Here is a 21,814-nt window from a genome sequence, read left to right as displayed (position 1 = left end):
GGCGTGACGCGTGGTGGACCCCGTGTCTCTCGGCGGTGGCCGGCCCGGCGGCTCCCCGCGCCCTTCGGCGGCGCGGGTCGTCTCCCTGGTGCCGTCCCTGACCGAGGCGGTGGCCGAGACCCTGCCCGGCGCCCTCGTCGGCGTCACGGACTGGTGCAGCCGTCCGGCGGACCTGGCCGTCACCCGGATCGGCGGGACGAAGAACCCGGCCCTCGACCGAATCCTCGCCCTCGCTCCCGACCTGGTCGTCGCCAACGAGGAGGAGAACCGCGCCCCCGACCTGGACGCGCTGCGCACGGCCGGTGTGCCCGTGCTGGTCACCGAGGTGCGGACGGTGCCGCAGGCCTTCACGGAACTGGAGCGGGTGCTGACCGCGTGCGGGGCGCGGAGCCGCCCCCGCTGGCTGGACGAGGCGGAGGCCACCTGGGCCGCGCTGCCGGAGCCGGCCGTCCGCACGACGGCGGTCGTCCCGATCTGGCGGCGCCCCTGGATGGTCCTCGGCCGCGACACCTTCGCCGGGGACGTCCTGACCCGCCTGGGCGTCGACCACCGCTACGCCGGCCATCCCGAGCGCTACCCCCGCGTCCCCGTGGAGGAGCTGCGCGCCGCCGCCCCGGACCTGGTGGTCCTCCCCGACGAGCCCTACCGGTTCACCGCCGAGGACGGCCCGGAGGCCTTCCCGGGGCTGCGCTGCGCGCTGGTCAGCGGACGGCACCTGACCTGGTACGGCCCGTCACTGGCGCGGGCGCCGCGGGTGCTGGCCGGAGCCCTGCGGGCAGCGCGCCGCTGAGCAGTCCGCGCACGGTGCCGGAGGCGGCCGCGAGCCAGGCCGCCGCCAGTACGGCGTACAGGCCGGCGGCGAGGGCGCCGTACGCCGTGAGCCCGGTGTGCCGGGCGAGGGCCGCGGCGCCGGTGACACAGGTGCCGACGGGGAAGGTGAACGCCCACCAGGTCATCGAGAACCCCATGCCGTGCCGCCGGGCCCGCACCACGTGGGCGGTCGCGAACGCCAGCCACAGCAGCGCGAACCCCATCACCGGCACCCCGTAGAGCACGGCGAACACCTCCAGGCCGCGCGCGTACGGGGCCGGTACGGCACCGGGAGCGGCCTCCGCGATCAGCGCGACCGCGGTGGTGGACTGGCCGAGCGGGCCGAGCACCAGGAACAGGGTCGGGGCGAGCGCGAGCGGCGGCGGGCCCGAGGCGACCAGCCGGGCGAAGACCAGCGGCAGCATCAGCAGCGTCGCGAACAGGCTCAGCCCGAACAGCGCCAGGCAGGCCAGCAGCAGGGTCGCGCGGGGCTGGCCCGGCGGCAGGTGCGGAACGAGCAGCGGACCGACGGCGGCCGACACCATGGGGGCGACCAGCGGCAGCAGCCAGACCGGACCGGCCTGGGACGGCTCGACGCGGTGCCGTACGGCCATCAGGTACGGGACGGCCACGGCGGCGGCGAGCCCGACCACCGTGCCCGCGGTGAACAGCACCGCGTCCAGGACCACGGCCGCCGCGGTGCCGAGCAGGGGCCGGCCGGCCGTCATGGCACCGCCGCCCACCGCCAGCAGGGCCATCGCCAGACAGCCGTAGAAGGGCGCCGCCGCCGGGTCCAGCAGGTCGCCGCGGGCCCAGTCCCGGTGGCGGGCCCGGCGCAGCGCCCGGGCCGCCAGCAGGGTCACCAGCGCGACCAGCGACAGCACCCAGAACCCCGCCGGGAGCGTGCGCAGGCCCTCCGGGTGCCCGGGCAGCGCGGCACCGGCCGAGCCGATGACGGCGGTGCCCATGACGGACGCGTACCAGTTGGGCCCGAGGTGCTGGAGGCGTGCCGGGCACGGGCCGGCGGGGGCGACGGGGGCGGACGGGGCCGGGGCTACGGTGACCATGGCTCCACGCTCGCGCCGCTGTCCCCGCCTGACCAGGGAGTTCCGCCCTATGAGGGCATAAGCTTGTCTTATGAGTGAGGCGGAGGGGCGGCAGGAGCGCGGGCAGTCGCTGGCACACCGGGTTCCCGATCTGGCCGGGCTGGAGCTGCTGCTGGCGGTGGCGCGGCTGGGCAGTCTGGGCGCGGCCGCGCGGGAGGTGGGCATCACCCAGCCGGCCGCGAGCAGCCGGTTGCGCTCCATGGAGCGGCAGCTGGGCGTCGCGCTGGTCGACCGCTCGCCACGCGGTTCCCGGCTCACCGACGCGGGCGCCCTGGTGACGGACTGGGCCCGCCGGGTCGTGGAGGCGGCGGCCGCGTTCGACGCGGGCGCGCGGGCCCTGCGGGACCGGCGGGACTCGCGCCTCAGGGTCGCGGCCAGCATGACCATCGCCGAGTACCTGCTGCCCGGCTGGCTCCTCGCGCTGCACGCCGAGCGTCCCGACACGGCCGTCTCGCTGCTCGCGGGCAACTCGGCGAAGGTCGCCGAGCTGCTGCTGGCCGGCGAGGCGGACCTCGGCTTCGTGGAGGGGCTGACGGTGCCGACCGGCCTGGACTCCGTGGTCATCGCCCACGACCGGCTGATCGTCGTCACCGCCCCCGGGCACCCCTGGGCCCGCCGCCGGCGTCCGCTGACCCCCGAGGAACTCGCCGGGACCCCGCTGATCCTGCGCGAGCGCGGATCCGGCACCCGGCAGGTGCTGGACGCGGCGCTCGGCGGCCTGGCCCGCCCTCTGCTCGAACTCTCCTCCACCACGGCGGTCAAGGCCTCGGCGGTCACCGGTGCGGGCCCGTCGGTGCTGAGCGAACTGGCGGTGGGGGAGGAGCTGGCCATGCGGCGCCTGGTGAGCATCCCGGTGGAAGGCGTCCCCCTGCGCCGCGACCTGCGCGCGGTCTGGCCGACGGGCCACCGCCCGGCAGGCCCGGCCCGCGAACTGCTGTCGCTGACACGCGGCTGAGAGGTGCGGGACGCGTCGGCGTCTCCCTGTGCTGTGGCCGGCCTGCGGCAGCAACGCACGGGCCCGACCCGCGGAACGGCGACCCGTCGGCCCGCGGTCCGGGCGCAGGAAGACGCCCCGCACCGCCCGACACAGCAGCCCGCCAACGACAGCACACCGGGTGCCCCACCCCCACCGCCCGGCACCGCACACGTCACGACGCAGGAAGACACCCTCGCGCCCAGCAGTCGCAGCCGCGCGTCAGCGGCAGCAACGCTCGGGCCGGCCCGCCGTTCGGACCGCACGCAGGCCACCGGCGCAGGGAGACGCCCCCGCGTCCCGCACGCCTCCGCCGCACGTCACGGAAAACGCTTGGCCGGGGGGCGGGCCGCTCCGCCATCATGATCGGCATGACTCTCACCGCCCCGCCCGCCACCGGCGTCCGCGCCCCCTGGGAAGACCTCCCGCGTGCCGTGCGGGACGCGGTCGGCGGGGTGCTCGGGGCGCCGGTCGTCCACGCCGTGACCCAGAGCGGCGGCTTCTCGCCGGGCGTGGCCGCACGGGTGCGCACCGCGGCCGGCGGCACCGGCTTCGTCAAGGCGGTGAGCGCCGCGGCCAACCCGGACAGCCCCGCTCTGCACCGCAGGGAGGCGCGGATCGCCGACGCGCTCCCGGCCGGTGTGCCCGCGCCCCGGCTGCTCGGGTGCTACGACGACGGCACCTGGGTCGCCCTGGTCTTCGAGGAGGTGACGGGGCGCCAGCCGCACGTGCCCTGGCAGCCGGCGGAGCTGCGCCGGGTGCTGGACGCCGTCACCCTCCTCGCCCGCACCGCCGGCCGGGCGCCCCTGCTCGCCCCGCCCGTCGGCGAGGCCCTGGCCGAGGACTTCACCGGCTGGCGCGCACTCGCCGAGCGCGAAGCCGGCGACCTGCGGGGCGGACTCGGCGCCTGGGCCGCGGATCACCTGCCGGAACTCGCCGCGCTGGAGGCCCGGTGGGCCGAGGGCGCGGCCGGGGACACCCTGGCCCACGGCGACCTGCGCGCGGACAACGTCCTGCTGACGGCAGACGGCCGCGTCGTCCTCGTGGACTGGCCGCACGCCGTGCGGGCCGCCGCCTGGTTCGACCTGCTCGTGCTGCTGCCGTGCGTGCGGGCCCAGGGCGGCCCCGAGCCGGAGGAGGTCTTCACCGCGCACCCGCTCGGAAGCGCGGCGGACCCGGACGCGGTGACCGCCGCGCTGGCCGCCCTCACCGGCTACTTCCTGCGCGGTTCGCTGAAGCCCGCCCCGCCGGGACTGCCCACCCTGCGGCCCTTCCAGCGGGCCCAGGGCGAGGCCGCCCTGACCTGGCTCAGAAGGCGGCTGTGACCAGGGCGCGCATCACCCGCAGGTCCTCGCCCATCTCCGGATGCCACTGGACACCCAGCACCCAGCCCCGCTCCCGCGGCAGCTCGACCGCCTCCACGGTGCCGTCCGCCGCGTAGGCCGACGGCACGAGCCCCGCGCCGAGGGTCTCCACCGCCTGGTGGTGGTACGTCGGCACCGTCAGCTCCTCCGGGACGATCCCCGCGTACAGGGTGCCCGGCACCGGCTTCACCGCGTGACCGCCGAACACGCCGACCACCTCCGCGTGCCCGTCCAGGTGCTGCACCAGGGTCCCGCCGAGGGCCACGTTCAGCAACTGCATGCCCCGGCAGACACCGAGCAGCGGCACGCCCGCCGCGAGGGCCGCGTCGATCAGCGCCAGCTCCCACACGTCCCGCTCGTGCGCGGGCGGCCCCGTGCGGGGCGACCGCTCGGCACCGTAGCGGGCGGGATCGACGTCCGGGCCGCCGGCGATCACCAGCCCGTCCAGGCGGGCGACGGCGGCCGCCGCGTGCGCGGGAGCGTCCGGCGGCAGCATCGCCGCCAGCGCCCCGGCGCGCTGCACCAGCCGGGGATAGGCGGCCGGCAGCAGCGCGGCGGCCAGTTCCCAGACCCCCCAGCGCGTACCGGCCTCCAGGTACGTGCTCACACCGATCAGCGGTCGTACGGTCATGCTGCCCTTCCCGGAAAGCGCAAAGGTGCTCACCCACACCTTTGCAGAAGCCGGCTCAGGTCAGGAAGCCCCGCAGCAGGGCCGCCGTGCCGGCGCAGTGCTCGCGCATCATCTCCCGCGCGCCGCCCGCGTCCCCGTCCAGCACCGCGTCCACCAGTGCGGTGTGCTGGCGCTGGGAGTGCTCCAGGTTGCGCACCAGCAGCGGGATGCAGTCCAGCAGGTCGTTGACGGTGGCCCGGACGGCCGCGTACTGGGCGGTGAGCGACGGCGAACCGCACAGCTCGGCGAGCGTCAGGTGCAGCAGCGTGTCCTGCCGCCGGTAGTCGGCGAGCGGTGCCTCGTGCGTGCGGTGCAGCGCCTCCCGGAGCCGGCCGGCCCGCGCGTCCGTCAGCCCGTGCGCCGCGCACAGCCCGGCCGCCCCCACCTCCAGCACCTCGCGGAAGCGCAGCACGTCCTCGACGTCGACCCCGGCGACGCGCCGCCGCAGCTCGTCCTCGCCGCCCGCGTCCGCGCGCGGCAGCACGAACGTTCCGCCGTACCGCCCGCGCCGCGCCTCCACCAGCCCCTGGTCCTGCAGCACCTTCAGCACCTCGCGCAGGGTCACCCGGCTGATCCCGAGCCGCTCCGCCAGTTCCCGCTCGGCGGGCAGCCGTTCGCCGCCCGGCACCAGGCCCAGCCGGACGACCTGCAGGATCTGCTCCAGCGCCTCCTCGAAGCCGTTGCCCGCCCGCACCGGCCGCAGCACCGGAGCGAGGCGGTCGCCGATCCCCCCGGTGCCCGCCCGCTGCCACTCCGTCTCCCGCGACACCCGCCGTACCCCCTTCCCAAGCAATGGTTCTGAGCAATACCTTATGGCTCCCGGCCCGGCCGAAGAGGCGCGAAGGCGCCGAAGGAGGCTCTCCCGTGGCAGACCGCACAGCCCCGCTCAGCGTCGAGGAACTGCACGCCCTCGTCGCGGGCGGTGAGATCGACACTGTCGTCCTGGCCTTCCCCGACATGCAAGGGCGTCTTCAGGGCAAGCGGTTCGCGGCCCGCTTCTTCCTGGACGAGGTCCTGCACCACGGCACCGAGGGCTGCAACTACCTTCTCGCCGTCGACACCGAGATGAACACCGTCGACGGCTACGCGATGTCCTCCTGGGACCGCGGCTACGGCGACTTCGCCATGCACCCCGACCCGTCCACCCTGCGCCGCATCCCCTGGCACCCCGGCACGGCGCTGCTCGTCGCCGACCTCGCCTGGAACGACGGCTCCCCGGTGGTCGCGGCCCCGCGCCAGATCCTGCGCCGCCAGCTCGACCGTCTCGCCGGTCTGGGCCTCACCGCCCAGGTCGGCACCGAGCTGGAGTTCATCGTCTTCAAGGACACCTACGAGCAGGCCTGGAACGCGAACTACCGCGGCCTCACCCCGGCCAACCAGTACAACATCGACTACTCCGTCCTCGGCACCGGCCGCATCGAGCCCCTGCTGCGCCGCCTGCGCAACGACATGGCCGGCGCCGGCCTCACCGTCGAGTCCGCCAAGGGCGAGTGCAACCCCGGCCAGCACGAGATCGCCTTCCGGTACGACGAGGCCCTCGTCACCTGCGACCAGCACGCCCTGTACAAGACCGGCGCCAAGGAGATCGCCGCCCAGGAGGGCGTCTCGCTCACCTTCATGGCCAAGTACGACGAGCGCGAGGGCAACTCCTGCCACATCCACCTCTCGCTCGCCGACGCCGACGGCGCCAACGCCATGGCCGACGACGAGGGCGGCATGTCGGACGTCATGCGGCACTTCCTCGCCGGACAGCTCGCCGCACTGCGCGACTTCTCGCTCCTCTACGCGCCGAACATCAACTCCTACAAGCGCTTCCAGCCCGGCTCCTTCGCCCCGACCGCCGTCGCCTGGGGCCACGACAACCGCACCTGCGCCCTCCGGGTCGTCGGCCACGGCCGCTCCCTGCGCTTCGAGAACCGCCTCCCCGGCGGCGACGTCAACCCCTACCTCGCCGTCGCCGGACTCGTCGCGGCCGGCCTGTACGGCATCGAGCAGAAACTCGAACTCCCCGAGCCGTGCCCCGGCAACGCCTACACCGCCGACTTCCAGCACGTCCCGACCACCCTGCGGGAGGCCGCCGGACTCTGGGAGAACAGCCCCGTCGCGAAGGCCGCGTTCGGCGAGGAGGTCGTGGCCCACTACCGCAACATGGCGCGCGTCGAACTGGACGCCTTCGACGCCGCGGTCACCGACTGGGAACTGCGCCGCTCCTTCGAACGCCTGTGAGGCGACCACCCGTGAAAGGCCACCACGTGTCCGACCCGCACGAGCTGACGGTCCTCAACCCCGCCACCGAGGAGACCGTCGCCACCGTCCCCGCGGCGAGCGCCGAGGACGTCGACACCGCCGTCGTACGCGCCCTACGCGCCCAGGCCCGGTGGGCCGCCCTCGCCGGCGCCGACCGGGCCCGGCTGCTCCGCCGGTTCGCCGACACGGTCGACGCGCACCTGGAGGAACTCGCCCAGCTGGAGGTCCGCGAGGCCGGCCACACCGTCGGCAACGCCCGCTGGGAGGCCGGCAACGCCCGCGACCTGCTCCTGTACGCGGCCGGCGGCGCCGAACGCCTGCTCGGCGCACAGATCCCGGCGCCCGGCGGCTTCAACGTCACCTTCCACGAGCCCCTGGGCGTCGTCGGCGTCATCGCCCCCTGGAACTTCCCGATGCCGATCGCCGCCTGGGGCTCCTTCCCGGCGCTGGCGGCGGGCAACGCGGTCGTCCTCAAGCCCGCCGAGACCACCCCCCTCACCGCGCTCCGCCTCGCCGGACTCGCCCTGGAGGCGGGCCTGCCCGAGCACGTGTTCCAGGTGCTGCCCGGCCACGGCCACACCGCCGGACGCGCCCTGGTGGACCACCCCGACGTCGCCAAGATCGTGTTCACCGGCTCCACGTCCACCGGCCGCGAGGTCATGGAGCGCTGCGCCCGCCTGGTCAAACCGGTCACCCTGGAACTCGGCGGCAAGAGCCCCAACGTGGTCTTCGCCGACGCCGACCTGGAAGCCGCCCTCGACCCCTTCTCCTTCCTGGACAACTCCGGCCAGGACTGCTGCGCCCGCACCCGCGTCCTGGTGCAGGAGTCGGTGTTCGAGGAGGCCCGCGCGTTCCTCGCCGAGGCGCTGGCCGCCGTCGTCGTGGGCGACCCGGCCGACGACAAGACGCAGATGGGCCCGCTGATCTCCCGGCAGCAGCTGGACCGCGTCCGCTCCTACGTCCCCGAGGACGCCCCGGCCCTGCGCGGCACCGCCCCCGAAGGCCCGGGATTCTGGTTCCCGCCGACCGTCCTCACCGGGGAACGGCCGGACGGCCGGGCCGCCCGCGAGGAGATCTTCGGTCCCGTCGCCGTCCTCCTGCCGTTCGCCGACGAGGCCGACGCCGTCCGTCTCGCCAACGACACCCCCTACGGCCTCTCCGGCTCCGTCTGGACCCGCGACCTGGGCCGCGCCCTGCGCGTCTCGCGGGCCGTAGGCGCGGGCAACCTCTCCGTCAACTCCCACTCCAGCGTCCGCTACTGGACCCCGTTCGGCGGCTTCAAGCAGTCCGGCCTCGGCCGGGAACTCGGCCCCGACGCCCTGACCGCCTTCACCGAGACCAAGAACGTCTTCATCAGCACGGAGGGCCCCGCACAGTGACCGACACCACCGTTTGCCGCCGCCTGGTCGGCCGTACCGCCGTCGTCACCGGAGCCGGCAGCGGCATCGGCCTCGCCGCCGCCCGCAGGCTCGCCTCCGAGGGCGCCCACGTGGTCTGCGCCGACGTGGACGAGACCCGGGGCAAGGCCGCGGCCGACGAGACCGGCGGCCTCTTCGTGAAGACCGACGTCACCGACCCCGAGCAGGTAGAGGCCCTCTTCAGGGCCGCCCACGACACCTACGGCAGCGTCGACATCGCCTTCAACAACGCCGGCATCTCCCCGCCCGACGACGACTCCATCCTGGAGACCGGACTGGACGCCTGGAAGCGCGTCCAGGAGGTCAACCTCACCTCCGTCTACCTGTGCTGCAAGGCCGCCATCCCCTACATGCGCCGCCAGGGCAGGGGCTCCATCATCAACACCGCGTCCTTCGTGGCCCGGATGGGCGCGGCCACCTCCCAGATCTCGTACACCGCCTCCAAGGGCGGCGTGCTCGCCATGTCCCGTGAACTGGGCGTGCAGTTCGCCCGGGAGGGCATCCGGGTGAACGCCCTGTGCCCCGGCCCGGTCAACACCCCCCTGCTCCAGGAACTGTTCGCCAAGGATCCGGAGCGGGCCGCCCGCCGCCTCGTCCACATCCCCGTCGGACGGTTCGCCGAGGCCGAGGAGATCGCCGCCGCCGTCGCCTTCCTCGCCAGCGACGACTCCTCCTTCGTCAACGCCACCGACTTCCTGGTGGACGGCGGGATCTCCGGCGCGTACGTCACCCCCCTGTAGGGGACGAACGGTACGGTCCACGCGTATGCGACACCTTCTCGCGTGGACCCTGGCCGCGGCCGCCGTCCTGGCGGCCGCGCCCGCCGCGAACCCCGCCACCCGGCAGTGCCCCCGCCTGACCGCCCGCTGGTACGGCGACAACCGCGCCCGCCTCCAGCAGGTCGTCGACGCCCACGGCAGTTGCTCCGGACGCTCCGGCGCCGTCGCGGTCTTCGACTGGGACAACACCGTCACCAAGAACGACGTCACCGACGCCACCCTGTCCTGGGCGCTCCGGCACGACCGGCTGCCGCGCCCCGCCCGCTGGAAGGACACCAGCGCCTGGCTGACGGACACCGCCGACCGCGCCCTCACCGAGGCCTGCGGCACGGGCACCCCCGGACCCCTGCGGACGTCCACGCGCCCCCGCTGCACGGACGAGATCGTGGAGATCCGCGAGAACGGCACCACCACGAGCGGCGCCCCCGCCTTCGCCGGCCGCTGGAACCACCGGCGCACCGTCCCGCAGTACGCCTGGGTCCCGCAGCTCTTCGCCGGCCGCACCCCCGCCGAACTCGCCTCCTACGCCCGAGCCGCCCGCCGCGAGGCCCTCGCCGCCCCGCTCGGCGCCACCCGCACCCTCGGCACCCACACGGTCCCCGCCGCGGTCCGCTACTACGACCAGCAGGTCGATCTGATCCGCACCCTCCGGCGGGCCGGCTTCCGGGTGTACGTCGTCTCGGCCGGTGCCGAACCCGTCACCGAGGTCTGGTCACGGGCGGTCGGCGTCGACGCCGCCCACACCATCGCCATCCGCTCCGTCCTCGACCGGCGCGGCCGGATCACCGTCCGCAACGAGGGCTGCGGCGGCGTCCCGGCCGACCGGGGCGCGGTGATCCCGTACATCGACGGCAAGCGCTGCTGGATCGACCAGGAGATCTACGGCGTCCGGGGCGCCCGGGCCTGGGAGCGGCAGCCCGCCCGGCTCCGTCCCGCCCTCGCCGCCGGCGACGCCGACACCGACGTCACCTTCGTCGGCGACGCCACCGGCGCCCACCTCGTGATCAACCGGAACAAGCCCGAGCTGATGTGCCGGGCCTACGACGACGCGGACGGCCGCTGGCTGGTCAACCCCATGTTCCTCGCGGCGCTGCCGCGCCGGACCGCGCCCTACCCCTGCTCGACCACCGCCCGCACCGCCCCCGACGGCGGCCACGGGCCCCTGCGCCGTCCGGACGGCACCGTGGTGCCGGACCAGGCGGACAGCGTGCACTGACAGCGCGCACCGGCGGCGGGTCAGAGGAACGTCCGGCCCTCGCCCCGGTAGGTCGGCACGGTCGCCGTGACCGCGTCGCCCTCGATCAGGTGCAGGACCTCGAACCGCTCGCACAGTTCGCCCGCCTTGGCGTGCCGGAACCACACCTTGTCGCCGATGAGCAGGTCGTCGGCGGGCGAGCCGAGCAGCGGGGTCTGCACCTCGCCGGGGCCCTCCTGCGGGTCGTACGCCAGCCCCTCCGGCAGGTACGGCACCGGCAGCCGGTCCGGTCCGGCGGCGCCGGAGGCCGGGTAGCCGCCGCCGAGCACGGTGACGACGCCCACCCCGGGCCGCCGGACGACCGGCTGCGCGAACAGGGCGGCCGGACGGCCCGTGAACGAGGTGTAGTTGTCGAAGAGCCGCGGCACGTACAGCCCCGAACCGGCGGCGATCTCCGTCACCGCGTCCTCGGCGGCGGTCTGCTGCACGCTGCCGGTGCCCCCGCCGTTGACGAACTCCAGGTCCGGGACGACGGACCGCACCGCACGCACCACGGCTGCCCGCCGCTCGGCCAGCTCCCGCCGGGCCGCGGCCTGCATCAGCCGGATCGCCCGGGAACGCAGCGGCCGGCCGGCCACCGCGTCGCCCACGCCGGCGATGTGCCCCTCGTACGCCATGATCCCCACCAACCGGAAACCCGGCCGCCGGGCCACCGAGCGTGCCAGGTCGGCGAGTTGCGCGGGGGAGCGCAGCGGCGAGCGCCGGGCCCCGACCCGCACCCGGCCGCCGAACAGCTGCAGCGAGGTGTCCAACTCCAGGCAGACGCGCACCACTTCCCGGCCGCCGTCGCGCGCCGCCTCGATGAGGTCGAGCTGGGCCGGGTCGTCCACCATCACGGTGACGGCACCGGCGAGCTTCGGATCGGCGGCCAGTTCCCCGAACCCGGCGCGGTCGGCCGACGGGTAGGCCAGCAGGACGTCGTCGAACCCGGACCGCGCGAGCCACAGCGACTCGGCGAGGGTGAACGACATGATGCCCTGGAAGCCGTCCCTGGCCAGAACCCGCTCCAGCAGGGCGCGGCAGCGGACCGACTTGCTGGCGACCCGCACGGGCTTGCCGGCGGCGCGGCGCACGAGGTCGTCCGCGTTGGCGTCGAAGGCGTCCAGATCGACGATCGCGAGGGGGGCGTCGAGATGGGCGGTGGCCCGGTCGTAACGGGCCCGGTCGGCGGCGAGCGCAGTCATGACGGAAGCCTGCCAGACAGGCCTACCGCAGGGTAGGGGGATGTTCCGGGCAGATGCCCCCGGGGGCCGCCCACGGGTTCTCCGCCGGTGCCCGGCAACCCGTAGAGTGACGCGCACGAACGGCGGAACGCACCCGGCGCACATCTGAACCGGGATGCCGGTCCGGCCGTACGGGTATGCGTGCCCGGAGGGATCTTCCGTACCGGGCGCGGCCGAGCGGCAGGACGGCCCGCGTACGAGAGCGGCCCGGGCACGAGGGAACGGGGGGTGCATGAGCACGGAAGCGCGCCACGCCCCGATTCCGCCGCGCCCCTCCACTCCACCCGGCACCGCCCGCGAGCCGTCGCCCCAGGGCACGCCGGCACCGGCACGCGAGGCCCGCCCGCCCCACGTCGCCCCGCCCCGCCCGTCCCACCCGCCCACACCCCCGACCCCGAGGACGAACCCTCCGTCTTCACCCCCAGAAGCCCGGGCGGCTCCGCCCGGCCCCGCCCCCACGACTCCCGGCTGCCCGCCAGTGGCTCCGCACACGGGCGCCCGGCCGCCGCCGACGCTTCCGGCGGACGCGGTGACGGGCTGCCGGCCGGCCCTGCTCGCGCCGGGCGGGTGCCCGGTGACGCATCTGTCCGCGACGGCCGGCTGCCCGCCGATGGCCCCGCGCGTGGCGGCGGCCCGGCTGTCGGCGGTGACCTGCGGTCGGCGGGGGTCGCGGTGTCGGGCCGCAGGCCGGGAGTGTCGCTCGCGACCAGCGGCGGCCCGGGGGCGCGGCTGCCGCTGACGGGCCGCTGCCCGCCGGGGGCCCGTGCGTGACGGCCGTCCGGCGGCCGGGGGACCTGCGGGTGGCGGGCGTCCGGCTGCCGGTGGTGCTGTCGGCGGTGACCTGCGGTCGGCGGGGGTCGCGGTGTCGGGCCGCAGGCCGGGAGTGTCGCTCGCGACCAGCGGCGGCCCGGGGGCGCGGCTGCCGCTGACGGGCCGCTGCCCGCCGGGGGCCCGTGCGTGACGGCCGTCCGGCGGCCGGGGGACCTGCGGGTGACGGGCGTCCGGCTGCCGGTGGTGCTGTCGGCGGTGATCTGCGGTCGGCGGGTGGTCGCGGTGTCGGGCCGTCCGCCGGGGGCCCCGCTCGGGACGAGTGGGTGTCCGGGGGTGGGGAGGACCTGGGGCGCGGCCGTGCCGTGGACCCTTCGGCTCCCGCCCTGCCCGAGATCGCCGACCCCGTGAGTCCGCCTCCGCCGCCCGCGTCCGCCCGCTTCCCCGACGCGCCGCCGAGCGCGCGCCGCGCGGCCGCGACCGGCCCGGCCCGCCGGCCCGGCGGGTCGCCGGTGCCGGGGGAGACCGTGCCGGAGACGACGGCCCGGCTCCGTCCCGCGGGGACGGCCGCCGCCTGGCGGCCCCGAGGGAGACCCCCGCCGAGACGACGACCCGGCTCCGTCCGATCCGCTCGGCTCCGCCCTCCACCCCGGCGGCCGCCGAGAGCCGTACCGGCGAGGACACCGGCGCACCGGCGGCCGCCGGGCGCACCGCTCCCCGGCGCCCCGAGCCGGCCCCGGCAAGGCCCACCTGGAGCCCCGCCCCGCCGCCGGCCGCGCCCACCGCGCCGGACCCCGCGCTCTCCTGGAGCGCCGGGTCGGCCGCCCGGCCGTACGTGTCGTTCGCGGAGCCCGAGGCGTTCGCCGAGCGCCGGCGCCCGCGGATACGGCCGCGCACCGCCGCGGCCGCCGCCTGCCTCGTGCTCGGCCTCGGACTCATCGGCGGCGCCGTGACCGGCACTTGGCTCACCGGGGACGGCACCGAGGACGTCACGGGCGACACGTACACGAGCGCCGGCACGCTGTGGCACAGCGTGCCCGTCGACCAGCTCTTCCCCCGGACCGTCGAGGGCACCGGCGCCGGACCCGGCGGCGCCGACCGCACCTGGACCCGTGTCGCCGTGGCCCCGGACAGCGGCTGCGCCCAGGCCTTCGACCCGCTGCTGCGGAAGGTCCTCGCCCCCGTCGGCTGCCGGCGGCTCCTGCGGGCCACCTACACCGACGCCACGCAGAGCTACGTCACCACCGTCGGCCTGCTGTTCACCAAGGCCGACCCCGCCGCCATGTCCGCGCTCGCCCGGCGCTTCGACGACGAACGCCTGGACCGGCGCAACGACCTGATCCCCCGGCCCTACGCGGCCAAGGGCACGGTCGCCGCCCACTTCGGCGACGCGCAGCGCGCCTCCTGGACCGTCTCCGTCGTCACCGACGCACCCGTCGTCGCCTTCGCCGTCTCCGGCTGGGCCGACGGCCGTACGGTCGACTCACCGCAGCCCGCCGCGGAAGCGGCCCGCTCCGGCGCCACCACGGCACCGGCCCAGGCGGGCCTCGGCAACGAGGCCCAGGGCCTGGCCGACCGCATCGAACGGCGCCTGCGCCGGACCATCGGCACGGCCACGGAGAAACCCTCATGAGGCGATCGACACCCGCCCGCCGCCGTACCGGAGCCGCGGTGAGCGCGCTGCTCGCCGGCTCCCTCGTCCTGCTGCCGGCCACCGCCGCCCACGCCGACGGCATCCGCGCCCAGCAGTGGGCCCTGTCCGCGCTCCACCTGACCGAGGCCTGGCAGACCACCAAGGGCCGCGGCGTCACCGTCGCCGTCCTGGACACCGGCGTCGAGGCCGACCACCCCGACCTCGCCGGAAACGTGCTGCCCACCAAGGACATGATCGGCTTCGGCGCCGGTCCGGGCGACCGCGACTGGGCCCGGCACGGCACCGCCATGGCCGGCATCATCGCCGGACACGGCCACGGACCCGGCGACACCGACGGCGTGCTGGGCGTCGCCCCGGAGGCGAAGATCCTGCCGGTCCGGGTCATCCTGGAGGACGGCGACTCCGCCCGCACGAAGGCCCGCACCACCCGCGGCAACGCCCTCGCCGACGGCATCCGCTGGGCCGCCGACCACGGCGCCGACGTCATCAACCTCTCCCTCGGCGACGACTCCGACTCCGCCCACCCGGAACCCGGCGAGGACGAGGCCGTGCAGTACGCCCTGAAGAAGGGCGTCGTCGTCGTGGCCTCCGCGGGCAACGGCGGCGCCAAGGGCGACCACGTCTCCTACCCGGCCGCCTACCCCGGCGTCATCGCCGCCACCGCCGTCGACCGCTACGGCACCCGCGCCTCCTTCTCCACCCGCCGCTGGTACGCCGCGGTCAGCGCGCCGGGCGTCGGCGTCGTCATCGCCGACCCCGACCACAAGTACTACGAGGGCTGGGGCACGAGCGCGGCGTCGGCGTTCGTCTCCGGCGTGGCGGCCCTGGTCAGGGCCGCCCACCCCGACCTGAAGCCGGCCCAGGTCAAGAAGCTCCTGGAGGACAGCGCCCGGGACGCCCCGGTGGGCGGCCGCGACGACTCCCGCGGCTTCGGCATGATCGACCCCGCGGCGGCCCTCCGGTCGGCCGCCCGCCTCAAGCCGCAGGGCCTCCACGCGGCGGCCTACGACGGCACGTACTTCGGTCCCGGACCGGACGCCCCCAGGTCCACCGGCAGCACCGCCGACTGGGCGGCCCCGCTCGCCGGCGGCCTCGGGGCAGTGCTCCTGGTGGCGGGCGTGATCCTCTGGCGGGGACGCAGGTCCGCACCGTAGGGCGCATGGCCCCTACGGAACCGACGCGAACGACCCCACCGCGGCCTCGGCCGCGGCCTCCACCAGCGCGATCCCCTTCGCCTGCGTCACCGTCCCCCGGGACAGCACCGCCACCAGGTACCCGGCCGAGTCCACCGTCACCCGCCCGATGCTGTTCACGACCCACAGCCCGGTCGAACTCCGCGGCAGCCACCCGTTCTTCAGCGCGGAGGAACCGCCCGTCGCGGCGGCCGAGACCCCCCACCGCTGATCGGCCTCCACCCCCCGCATCAGCCCCCGCACATACGTCCGCGACGCGGTGCTCAGCAGCGACTCGTCCCCGAAAACCTGCTCCAGCAGCGCCAGTTGGTCGGCGGCCGTCGTCTGCGTCAGCCCCCACAGATCCCCGGACCCCCCCGAGGTCCCGGTCAGCCCGAACCGCGCGTTCGCCGCGTCCAGCCCCTCCGCGCCGCCGATCGCGTGCCACAGCCCGGTCGCGGACGCGTTGTCGCTGTTCTCGATCATCTTCGTGGCCCACGCCCGCTCGGCCGCCGTCAGCCGCCTGCCCGCGTCCTGCGCCTGGAGCAGCAGCGCGGCCAGGATGTCGACCTTGACGATGCTCGCCGAGTCGAAGGCCCCGTCCCCGTGCACGGCGCTCTCACCGGAGCCCAGCTCCATCACCGCCACCGACACCGCCGCGCCCGACGGCACGGCCACCTTCGCCATCGCCCTGCTCAGCAGCGCCTTCCGGTCCACCGCCGCGGGCCCGGTCACGGGCTCCACCGATGCCTCCTCGCCCGCCCCGGCCGAGGGGGAGGCCGAGGGCTTCGCCGCCGACGATACGGCCGCGGGCACCGGGTGCGCCCGCGTGCGCACGTACACCGAGCCGCCGGCCACGACCGCGGTCACGGCGACGGCGGCGAGTGCGCCGGCGAGAAGGGGGCGGCGCGGGGACGGGCGCGCAGGGCCAGCGCGGCGGGCTCGGGGGGACTCCATGCCCGCGATGCTCGGCGCCCGGACTGTGCGCCCCCTGAGCCGGACCTGGGACCCGGATCAGGGAACACGGAGATTCCTGTGCGGACCGGGCGACGGGAGGCCCGGCCCCGTACGGGCCCGGGGTGCGCCCCCCTATAGGGTCGGTGACCGTGGCGAACAAGAACATCCCCGACCCCGGCTTCTCCGACGACGACGGCTCCGCCGACCCGCGGCTGACCGCGGCGCTCGCCGCCTGGGCCGAGGACCGCGGCGCGTCCGGCCCCGTCCTGGAGGCGCTCAGGGGCGCCCGGCTGCTGGTCCCCGTCGTCGCCGTGCTCGGCGAGGTCGAGGAGGACGAGAACGGGCTGCGCCGCGAGAAGACCAGCGACATGGCCGTACCCACCCTGAAGGCCGGCCACCGCACCGCTCTGCCGGCCTTCACCTCGACCGACTCCCTCGCCCGCTGGGACCCCGCGGCGCGCCCGGTCGCCGTACCCCTGCACCAGGCCCTGGAGGCCGCCGCGCACGAGAAGGCGGACACCGTCGTCCTGGACCTCGCCGGGCCCGTGCCGTTCGAGCTGACCGGGCCCGCGCTGCTCGCCCTCGCCGAGGGGCGCACCAGCACCGACCCGCTCGCGGACCCGGCCGTCGTCGAGGCCGTCCGTACGGCCGTGGCGGCCGAGCCCGCCGTGCTCCGCGCCCACCTCGGGCCCGGACGGGCCGACGGCACCCTCGCGCTGGTCCTCGACCCGGCCGCCGCGCCCGCCGAGGCCGCCCGCGCGGTCGCCGAGCGGCTCGCGGCCGACGAAACACTGAGGGCCCGCCTGGTGCGCGGCCTCGACCTGGCACTGCTGCCGGCCGGGACGACGCCTCCGGGCGAGCCCCTGTACGTGAAGGAGTAGATCAGCTGTAGACGGGCCCGGTGTACTTCTCACCGGGGCCCTGGCCCGGCTCGTCCGGGACGATCGACGCCTCGCGGAACGCCAGCTGCAGCGACTTCAGACCGTCGCGCAGCGGTGCCGCGTGGAAGGAGCTGACCTCGGTCGCGCCCGCGTCCAGCAGGCCGGCGAGCGCGGTGATCAGCTTGCGGGCCTCGTCGAGGTCCTTGTACTTGTCGCCCTCCTCGCTGAGCCCGAGCTTCACGGCGGCGGCGCTCATCAGGTTGACGGCGACCGTCACGATCACCTCGACGGCGGGGACCTCGGCGATGTCCCGGGTCATCGCGTCGAAATCGGGGGACTCGGCAGGGGTGTCACTCATGCCCCACACGATAGGCGGTCCGGCCCGGCCTCCCTCAATTAGCCCTTGTCAAGCGATCCTGCTAACCTGGTGGACGACCGGCCGGACATGCCATGAGCAGAATCAGGGCATCCGGCCCACAAGTGGAGGCTCCGATCTCCCACCTGACCGTCCTCCGGGACGGCGGGTCCCCGGTCAGGCGGCCACCATCGTTCCGTACGGACGATGGAGTCGCCCGAAAGCGCGCCCCGCGGCATCGCGGCGGTGCTCCGGTAGTCATTGGAGCCCGCCTGTGATCGTACCGGGGCATTTTTTGTGCCTCGGTGCGGTTGGGTCGCAGGAACAAGACGTTACGCGGCTGTCCGCCAGACCGTCGCGTGGTGCTACCGAGGAGGATCCATCAGCGCCGAGCCCCGCATCAACGACCGGATTCGCGTTCCCGAGGTGCGACTTGTCGGTCCCAGTGGTGAGCAGGTGGGCATCGTCCCGCTCGCGAAGGCACTGGAGCTTGCGCAGGAGTACGACCTGGACCTGGTCGAGGTCGCGGCGAACGCCCGTCCGCCCGTGTGCAAGCTCATGGACTACGGGAAGTTCAAGTACGAGTCGGCCATGAAGGCCCGTGAGGCGCGCAAGAACCAGGCGCACACGGTCATCAAGGAGATGAAGCTCCGGCCGAAGATCGACCCGCACGACTATGACACCAAGAAGGGTCACGTCGTACGGTTCCTCAAGCAGGGCGACAAGGTCAAGATCACGATCATGTTCCGTGGTCGCGAGCAGTCCCGGCCCGAGCTGGGCTACCGACTGCTGCAGCGTCTCGCGGAGGACGTCCAGGACCTCGGCTTCGTGGAGTCGAACCCGAAGCAGGACGGCCGAAACATGATCATGGTTCTCGGTCCGCACAAGAAGAAGACCGAGGCGATGGCCGAGGCCCGTCAGGCGCAGGAGGCCCGCAAGGCCGAGGCGAAGGCGAACCCCGGTAAGTCGCAGAACCCTGCCGAGGCCGAGGCGCCGTCCGAGGAGCCTGCCGAGGCGTGATCCCGGGGGACCCGTGTCCCCGAGGATGTAACCGAAACAAGAGCGACGCTCCACCGTGCCCGGTTTCACGACCGGGCATCGGAGCGCCACCGACGAGGAGAGAACGGCGCTATGCCGAAGAACAAGTCGCACAGCGGTGCCAGCAAGCGCTTCAAGGTCACCGGCTCCGGCAAGGTGCTCCGCGAGCGCGCCGGCAAGCGCCACCTGCTCGAGCACAAGTCGTCCCGCGTCACGCGTCGCCTCACCGGCAACGCCGAGATGGCCCCGGGCGACGCCGCGAAGATCAAGAAGCTTCTCGGCAAGTGACGCACCGGCGCTCACCATTCGCCGAGCGCCGTACGTCAGGACCGGGACCCAGTCGTTTCCGGGTCGTGTGAGTACCCCCCACGACCCCGCTACAAGGAGTTAACAAGTGGCACGCGTCAAGCGGGCAGTCAACGCCCACAAGAAGCGCCGGGCGATCCTCGAGCAGGCCTCCGGCTACCGCGGTCAGCGTTCGCGCCTGTACCGCAAGGCCAAGGAGCAGGTCACCCACTCGCTGGTCTACAACTACAACGACCGCAAGAAGCGCAAGGGCGACTTCCGTCAGCTGTGGATCCAGCGCATCAACGCCGCTGCCCGCGCCAACGGCATCACCTACAACCGCTTCATCCAGGGTCTGAAGGCCGCGAACGTCGAGGTCGACCGCAAGATCCTGGCCGAGCTGGCCGTCAACGACGCGAGCGCCTTCGCCGCGCTCGTCGAGGTCGCGCAGAAGGCGCTGCCCTCGGACGTCAACGCGCCGAAGGCCGCGTGACGCCGCGCTGGCTCTAGCCGACGCTCACTGGACCCGCAGGCTGTCATGGCTTGCGGGTCCTGTTGTTTGGTTCCGGCTGCCGTCGCGGCCGCGGGCTCGTCGTGGTCGCCCGCGCAGTTCCCCGCGCCCCTTCCGGGGCGCCATGACTTTTCGAAGGTACGAGGATGCCGTCCGTGTCTCCTGAGCTGATCTCGTCCCGGTCCGCGCGTGTCCTGGCCGCGCGCCGGCTCGCCAAGCGGAACTTCCGGGGCAAGGACCGGCTGTTCCTCGCGGAGGGGCCGCAGGCCGTGCGGGAGGCCGCGGCGCACCGGGGCCCGGACGGGACCGCGACCCTCGTCGAGCTGTTCGCCACGGTCGAGGCCGCCGAGCGGTACGCCGACATCGTCGGCGCGGCGCGCGGCGCCGGTGCCCGGGTGCACCTCGCCGCCGAGGAGGTCATCGCCGAGATCTCCACCACCGTCACCCCGCAGGGCCTGGTCGGGGTCTGCCGGTTCCTGGACACCCCGTTCGAGGACATCCTCGCCGCCCGGCCGCGGCTCGTCGCCGTGCTCGCCCACGTACGCGACCCGGGGAACGCCGGCACCGTGCTCCGCTGCGCCGACGCCGCCGGCGCCGAGGCCGTGATCCTCACCGACGCCTCCGTCGACCTGTACAACCCGAAGGCCGTACGGGCCTCCGTCGGCTCGCACTTCCACCTGCCCGTCGCCGTCGGCGTACCCGTCGAGCGGGCCGTCGCCGGACTGCAGGACGCCGGTGTGCGCATCCTCGCCGCCGACGGCGCGGGGGACCACGACCTCGACGAGGAACTGGACAAGGGCTGCATGGGCGGGCCGACCGCCTGGGTGTTCGGGAACGAGGCCTGGGGGCTCCCGGAGGAGACCCGCGCCCTCGCCGACGCCGTCGTGCGCGTCCCCATCCACGGGAAGGCCGAGAGCCTGAACCTGGCGACCGCCGCCGCCGTATGTCTCTACGCGTCGGCCCGTGCACAGCGCGCCTCCGGAGGGTGCCGCTCCGTCACCCAGAGCTAGTAGGGTGACCCACTCGGGGCCCTGCGCCGTCTGAGAGGTGGGGTACGGGGATGAGTGTGGCCGGCACGAACGCTGCGCCGGAGGGACGGGACACGCCGGGCACTCCCGCGCCCCCGCACGGTGAGGCCGGCCTCTGCATGGACCCCGACCAGCTGCCCGACGGTCTGGTCGTCGCCGACGAGCGGGGCCGGGTCGTCCGTTTCAACGCCGCCGCCGCCCGCATCACCGCCGTGTCCGCCGCCGACGTCCTCGGGCTGCCCCTGGAGAAGGCGCTGCCCCTGGAGGACCTGGAGGGCCGGCGCTGGTGGCAGCTCACGGACCCCTACGGCGGGCTCGCGATCCGGGTCCGGCAGCCGGAGCGCAACCTGCTGCTGCCCGGCGGCCGCGAGGTGCTGGTCTCCGCCCGGTACGTGCGCGACGCCCCCCTCGCACCCGTGCGGCGCGTGGTCGTCTCCCTGCGCGACACCGAGGCGCGCCGCCGCACCGAACGCAGCCACGCCGAACTCATCGCCACCGTCGCCCACGAACTGCGCTCGCCGCTGACCTCCGTGAAGGGCTTCACGGCCACCCTGCTCGCCAAGTGGGAACGGTTCACCGACGACCAGAAGCGGCTGATGCTGGAGACCGTCGACGCCGACGCCGACCGGGTGACCCGGCTCATCGCCGAGCTGCTGGACATCTCCCGGATCGACTCCGGGCGGCTGGAGGTGCGCCGCCAGCCCGTCGACATCGGCGCCGCCGTCTCCCGGCACATCCAGGCCTACGTCGCCGCCGGCCAGCGGGCCGACCGCTTCCTGCTGCGCCTCGAACAGCCGCTGCCCGCCCTGTGGGCCGACCCCGACAAGGTCGACCAGGTGCTCAGCAACCTCATCGAAAATGCGGTGCGGCACGGCGAGGGAACCGTCACCATTGACGTCACGCCCTCGGCGTCCCCCCGCGAGGGCGAGGAGACAGGCACGTCGGTCACGGTGAGCGACGAAGGGCCCGGCATCCCGGAGGAATCCATGAACCGCGTCTTCACCCGCTTCTGGCGGGGCAGCAAGCGCGGCGGAACCGGCCTCGGGCTCTACATCGTCAAGGGCATCGTGGAGGCCCACGGCGGCACCATCACGGTCGGCCGTGCGCCCGGCGGCGGCGCCGAGTTCCGATTTACGTTGCCCGTGGCGACTCCGGCGTATCTCGCCTGACGGCCCACGGGCTCTTCGTACACCTCCACCCCGTTAGACTCGGCCTTTGGCACCTTTGTGTCCTGCGCACGGCCCGCACGAGTCGGTGACGGGGACCATCCGCCTGGGGGCACCTCCCAGCGTCAGCTGGGGGACAAACGGAAGTACGGGA

General features: G+C 74.8%; 21 protein-coding genes. 15 read left to right on the top strand and 6 right to left on the bottom strand.

Annotated elements, in window-relative coordinates:
- The first annotated feature begins 13 nt into the window (after nt 1–13).
- Nucleotides 14–790, top strand: a complete 777-nt coding sequence (locus N8I86_RS08970; protein WP_263280083.1) for a helical backbone metal receptor — start codon at nt 14–16, stop codon at nt 788–790.
- On the opposite strand, the gene N8I86_RS08965 is transcribed toward N8I86_RS08970, so the two are convergent.
- Nucleotides 702–1,877: a TDT family transporter gene (locus N8I86_RS08965; protein WP_263277535.1), complete on the bottom strand. Its 1,176-nt coding sequence runs from the start codon at nt 1,875–1,877 to the stop codon at nt 702–704. The genes N8I86_RS08970 and N8I86_RS08965 overlap by 89 nt on opposite strands.
- Before the next feature lie 70 nt (nt 1,878–1,947).
- Here N8I86_RS08965 and N8I86_RS08960 point away from each other — a divergent pair, with 70 nt between their 5' ends.
- A complete protein-coding gene (locus tag N8I86_RS08960) occupies nt 1,948–2,871 on the top strand; it encodes a LysR family transcriptional regulator (protein ID WP_123438455.1) in 924 nt (307 codons plus the stop codon).
- 389 nt (nt 2,872–3,260) lie between these two features.
- Complete coding sequence (locus N8I86_RS08955; RefSeq protein WP_263277534.1) at nt 3,261–4,214, top strand: aminoglycoside phosphotransferase family protein; 954 nt, start codon at nt 3,261–3,263, stop codon at nt 4,212–4,214.
- Here the strand turns inward: N8I86_RS08955 and N8I86_RS08950 are convergent.
- A complete protein-coding gene (locus N8I86_RS08950) occupies nt 4,198–4,884 on the bottom strand; it encodes a gamma-glutamyl-gamma-aminobutyrate hydrolase family protein (protein ID WP_263277533.1) in 687 nt (228 codons plus the stop codon). The genes N8I86_RS08955 and N8I86_RS08950 overlap by 17 nt on opposite strands.
- A 55-nt stretch (nt 4,885–4,939) precedes the next feature.
- On the bottom strand, nt 4,940–5,650 hold the full coding sequence (locus N8I86_RS08945) for a FadR/GntR family transcriptional regulator (protein WP_263280082.1): 711 nt from the start codon (nt 5,648–5,650) through the stop codon (nt 4,940–4,942).
- 137 nt (nt 5,651–5,787) lie between these two features.
- On the opposite strand from N8I86_RS08945, the gene N8I86_RS08940 reads away from it, so the two are divergent.
- The 4 genes from N8I86_RS08940 to N8I86_RS08925 are packed head-to-tail and all read left to right on the top strand — an operon-like array spanning nt 5,788 to nt 10,583.
- The gene (locus N8I86_RS08940; RefSeq protein ID WP_263277532.1) at nt 5,788–7,149 is read left to right on the top strand and encodes a glutamine synthetase family protein; all 1,362 of its coding nucleotides are present in this window, start codon (nt 5,788–5,790) and stop codon (nt 7,147–7,149) included.
- 26 nt (nt 7,150–7,175) lie between these two features.
- Complete coding sequence (locus tag N8I86_RS08935) at nt 7,176–8,549, top strand: aldehyde dehydrogenase family protein (RefSeq protein WP_263277531.1); 1,374 nt, start codon at nt 7,176–7,178, stop codon at nt 8,547–8,549.
- Entirely contained in the window at nt 8,546–9,328 is a 783-nt protein-coding gene (locus N8I86_RS08930; RefSeq protein ID WP_073899634.1) for a 3-oxoacyl-ACP reductase, read from the top strand. The genes N8I86_RS08935 and N8I86_RS08930 overlap by 4 nt, the downstream gene beginning before the upstream one ends.
- A 25-nt stretch (nt 9,329–9,353) precedes the next feature.
- The gene (locus tag N8I86_RS08925) at nt 9,354–10,583 is read left to right on the top strand and encodes an HAD family hydrolase (RefSeq protein ID WP_263277530.1); all 1,230 of its coding nucleotides are present in this window, start codon (nt 9,354–9,356) and stop codon (nt 10,581–10,583) included.
- Between the two features lie 20 nt (nt 10,584–10,603).
- Here N8I86_RS08925 and N8I86_RS08920 read toward each other — a convergent pair whose 3' ends face one another.
- A complete protein-coding gene (locus tag N8I86_RS08920; protein ID WP_073899626.1) occupies nt 10,604–11,806 on the bottom strand; it encodes an amino acid deaminase/aldolase in 1,203 nt (400 codons plus the stop codon).
- 1,642 nt (nt 11,807–13,448) lie between these two features.
- Here N8I86_RS08920 and N8I86_RS08915 point away from each other — a divergent pair.
- Entirely contained in the window at nt 13,449–14,246 is a 798-nt protein-coding gene (locus N8I86_RS08915; protein WP_263277529.1) for a hypothetical protein, read from the top strand.
- A complete protein-coding gene (gene mycP / locus N8I86_RS08910) occupies nt 14,243–15,421 on the top strand; it encodes a type VII secretion-associated serine protease mycosin (RefSeq protein WP_073899624.1) in 1,179 nt (392 codons plus the stop codon). Before N8I86_RS08915 ends, mycP begins: the two co-directional genes overlap by 4 nt.
- 12 nt (nt 15,422–15,433) lie before the next feature.
- Here the strand turns inward: mycP and N8I86_RS08905 are convergent, their stop codons facing one another.
- On the bottom strand, nt 15,434–16,396 hold the full coding sequence (locus N8I86_RS08905; protein WP_263277528.1) for a serine hydrolase: 963 nt from the start codon (nt 16,394–16,396) through the stop codon (nt 15,434–15,436).
- 149 nt (nt 16,397–16,545) lie between these two features.
- Between N8I86_RS08905 and N8I86_RS08900 the strand changes: the two genes are divergently transcribed.
- Complete coding sequence (locus N8I86_RS08900; protein WP_073900062.1) at nt 16,546–17,277, top strand: SseB family protein; 732 nt, start codon at nt 16,546–16,548, stop codon at nt 17,275–17,277.
- A 1-nt stretch (nt 17,278) separates the two neighbouring features.
- On the opposite strand, the gene N8I86_RS08895 is transcribed toward N8I86_RS08900, so the two are convergent.
- Nucleotides 17,279–17,635 carry a DUF1844 domain-containing protein gene (locus N8I86_RS08895; RefSeq protein ID WP_073899622.1) on the bottom strand — a complete coding sequence of 119 codons (357 nt, stop codon included), beginning with the start codon at nt 17,633–17,635 and terminating at the stop codon, nt 17,279–17,281.
- 378 nt (nt 17,636–18,013) lie between these two features.
- On the opposite strand from N8I86_RS08895, the gene infC reads away from it, so the two are divergent.
- From infC to N8I86_RS08870, 5 genes are all read left to right on the top strand, one after another.
- Complete coding sequence (infC, locus tag N8I86_RS08890) at nt 18,014–18,652, top strand: translation initiation factor IF-3 (protein WP_078637498.1); 639 nt, start codon at nt 18,014–18,016, stop codon at nt 18,650–18,652.
- 111 nt (nt 18,653–18,763) lie between these two features.
- Complete coding sequence (gene rpmI / locus N8I86_RS08885; protein WP_004933563.1) at nt 18,764–18,958, top strand: 50S ribosomal protein L35; 195 nt, start codon at nt 18,764–18,766, stop codon at nt 18,956–18,958.
- 106 nt (nt 18,959–19,064) lie between these two features.
- Nucleotides 19,065–19,448, top strand: a complete 384-nt coding sequence (rplT, locus tag N8I86_RS08880; protein WP_014671645.1) for a 50S ribosomal protein L20 — start codon at nt 19,065–19,067, stop codon at nt 19,446–19,448.
- Between the two features lie 164 nt (nt 19,449–19,612).
- Nucleotides 19,613–20,476, top strand: coding sequence for a TrmH family RNA methyltransferase (locus N8I86_RS08875; RefSeq protein WP_263277527.1), 864 nt, complete (start codon nt 19,613–19,615; stop codon nt 20,474–20,476).
- Nucleotides 20,477–20,526: 50 nt separating this feature from the next.
- On the top strand, nt 20,527–21,663 hold the full coding sequence (locus N8I86_RS08870; protein ID WP_263277526.1) for a sensor histidine kinase: 1,137 nt from the start codon (nt 20,527–20,529) through the stop codon (nt 21,661–21,663).
- The last annotated feature ends 151 nt before the right edge of the window (nt 21,664–21,814 follow it).

The sequence above is a fragment of the Streptomyces albidicamelliae genome, assembly GCF_025642175.1.
Lineage (GTDB): Bacteria > Actinomycetota > Actinomycetes > Streptomycetales > Streptomycetaceae > Streptomyces > Streptomyces albidocamelliae.
The sequence above is the reverse complement of the archived record's forward strand: the minus strand, read 5'-3'. Positions and strand labels throughout refer to the sequence as shown.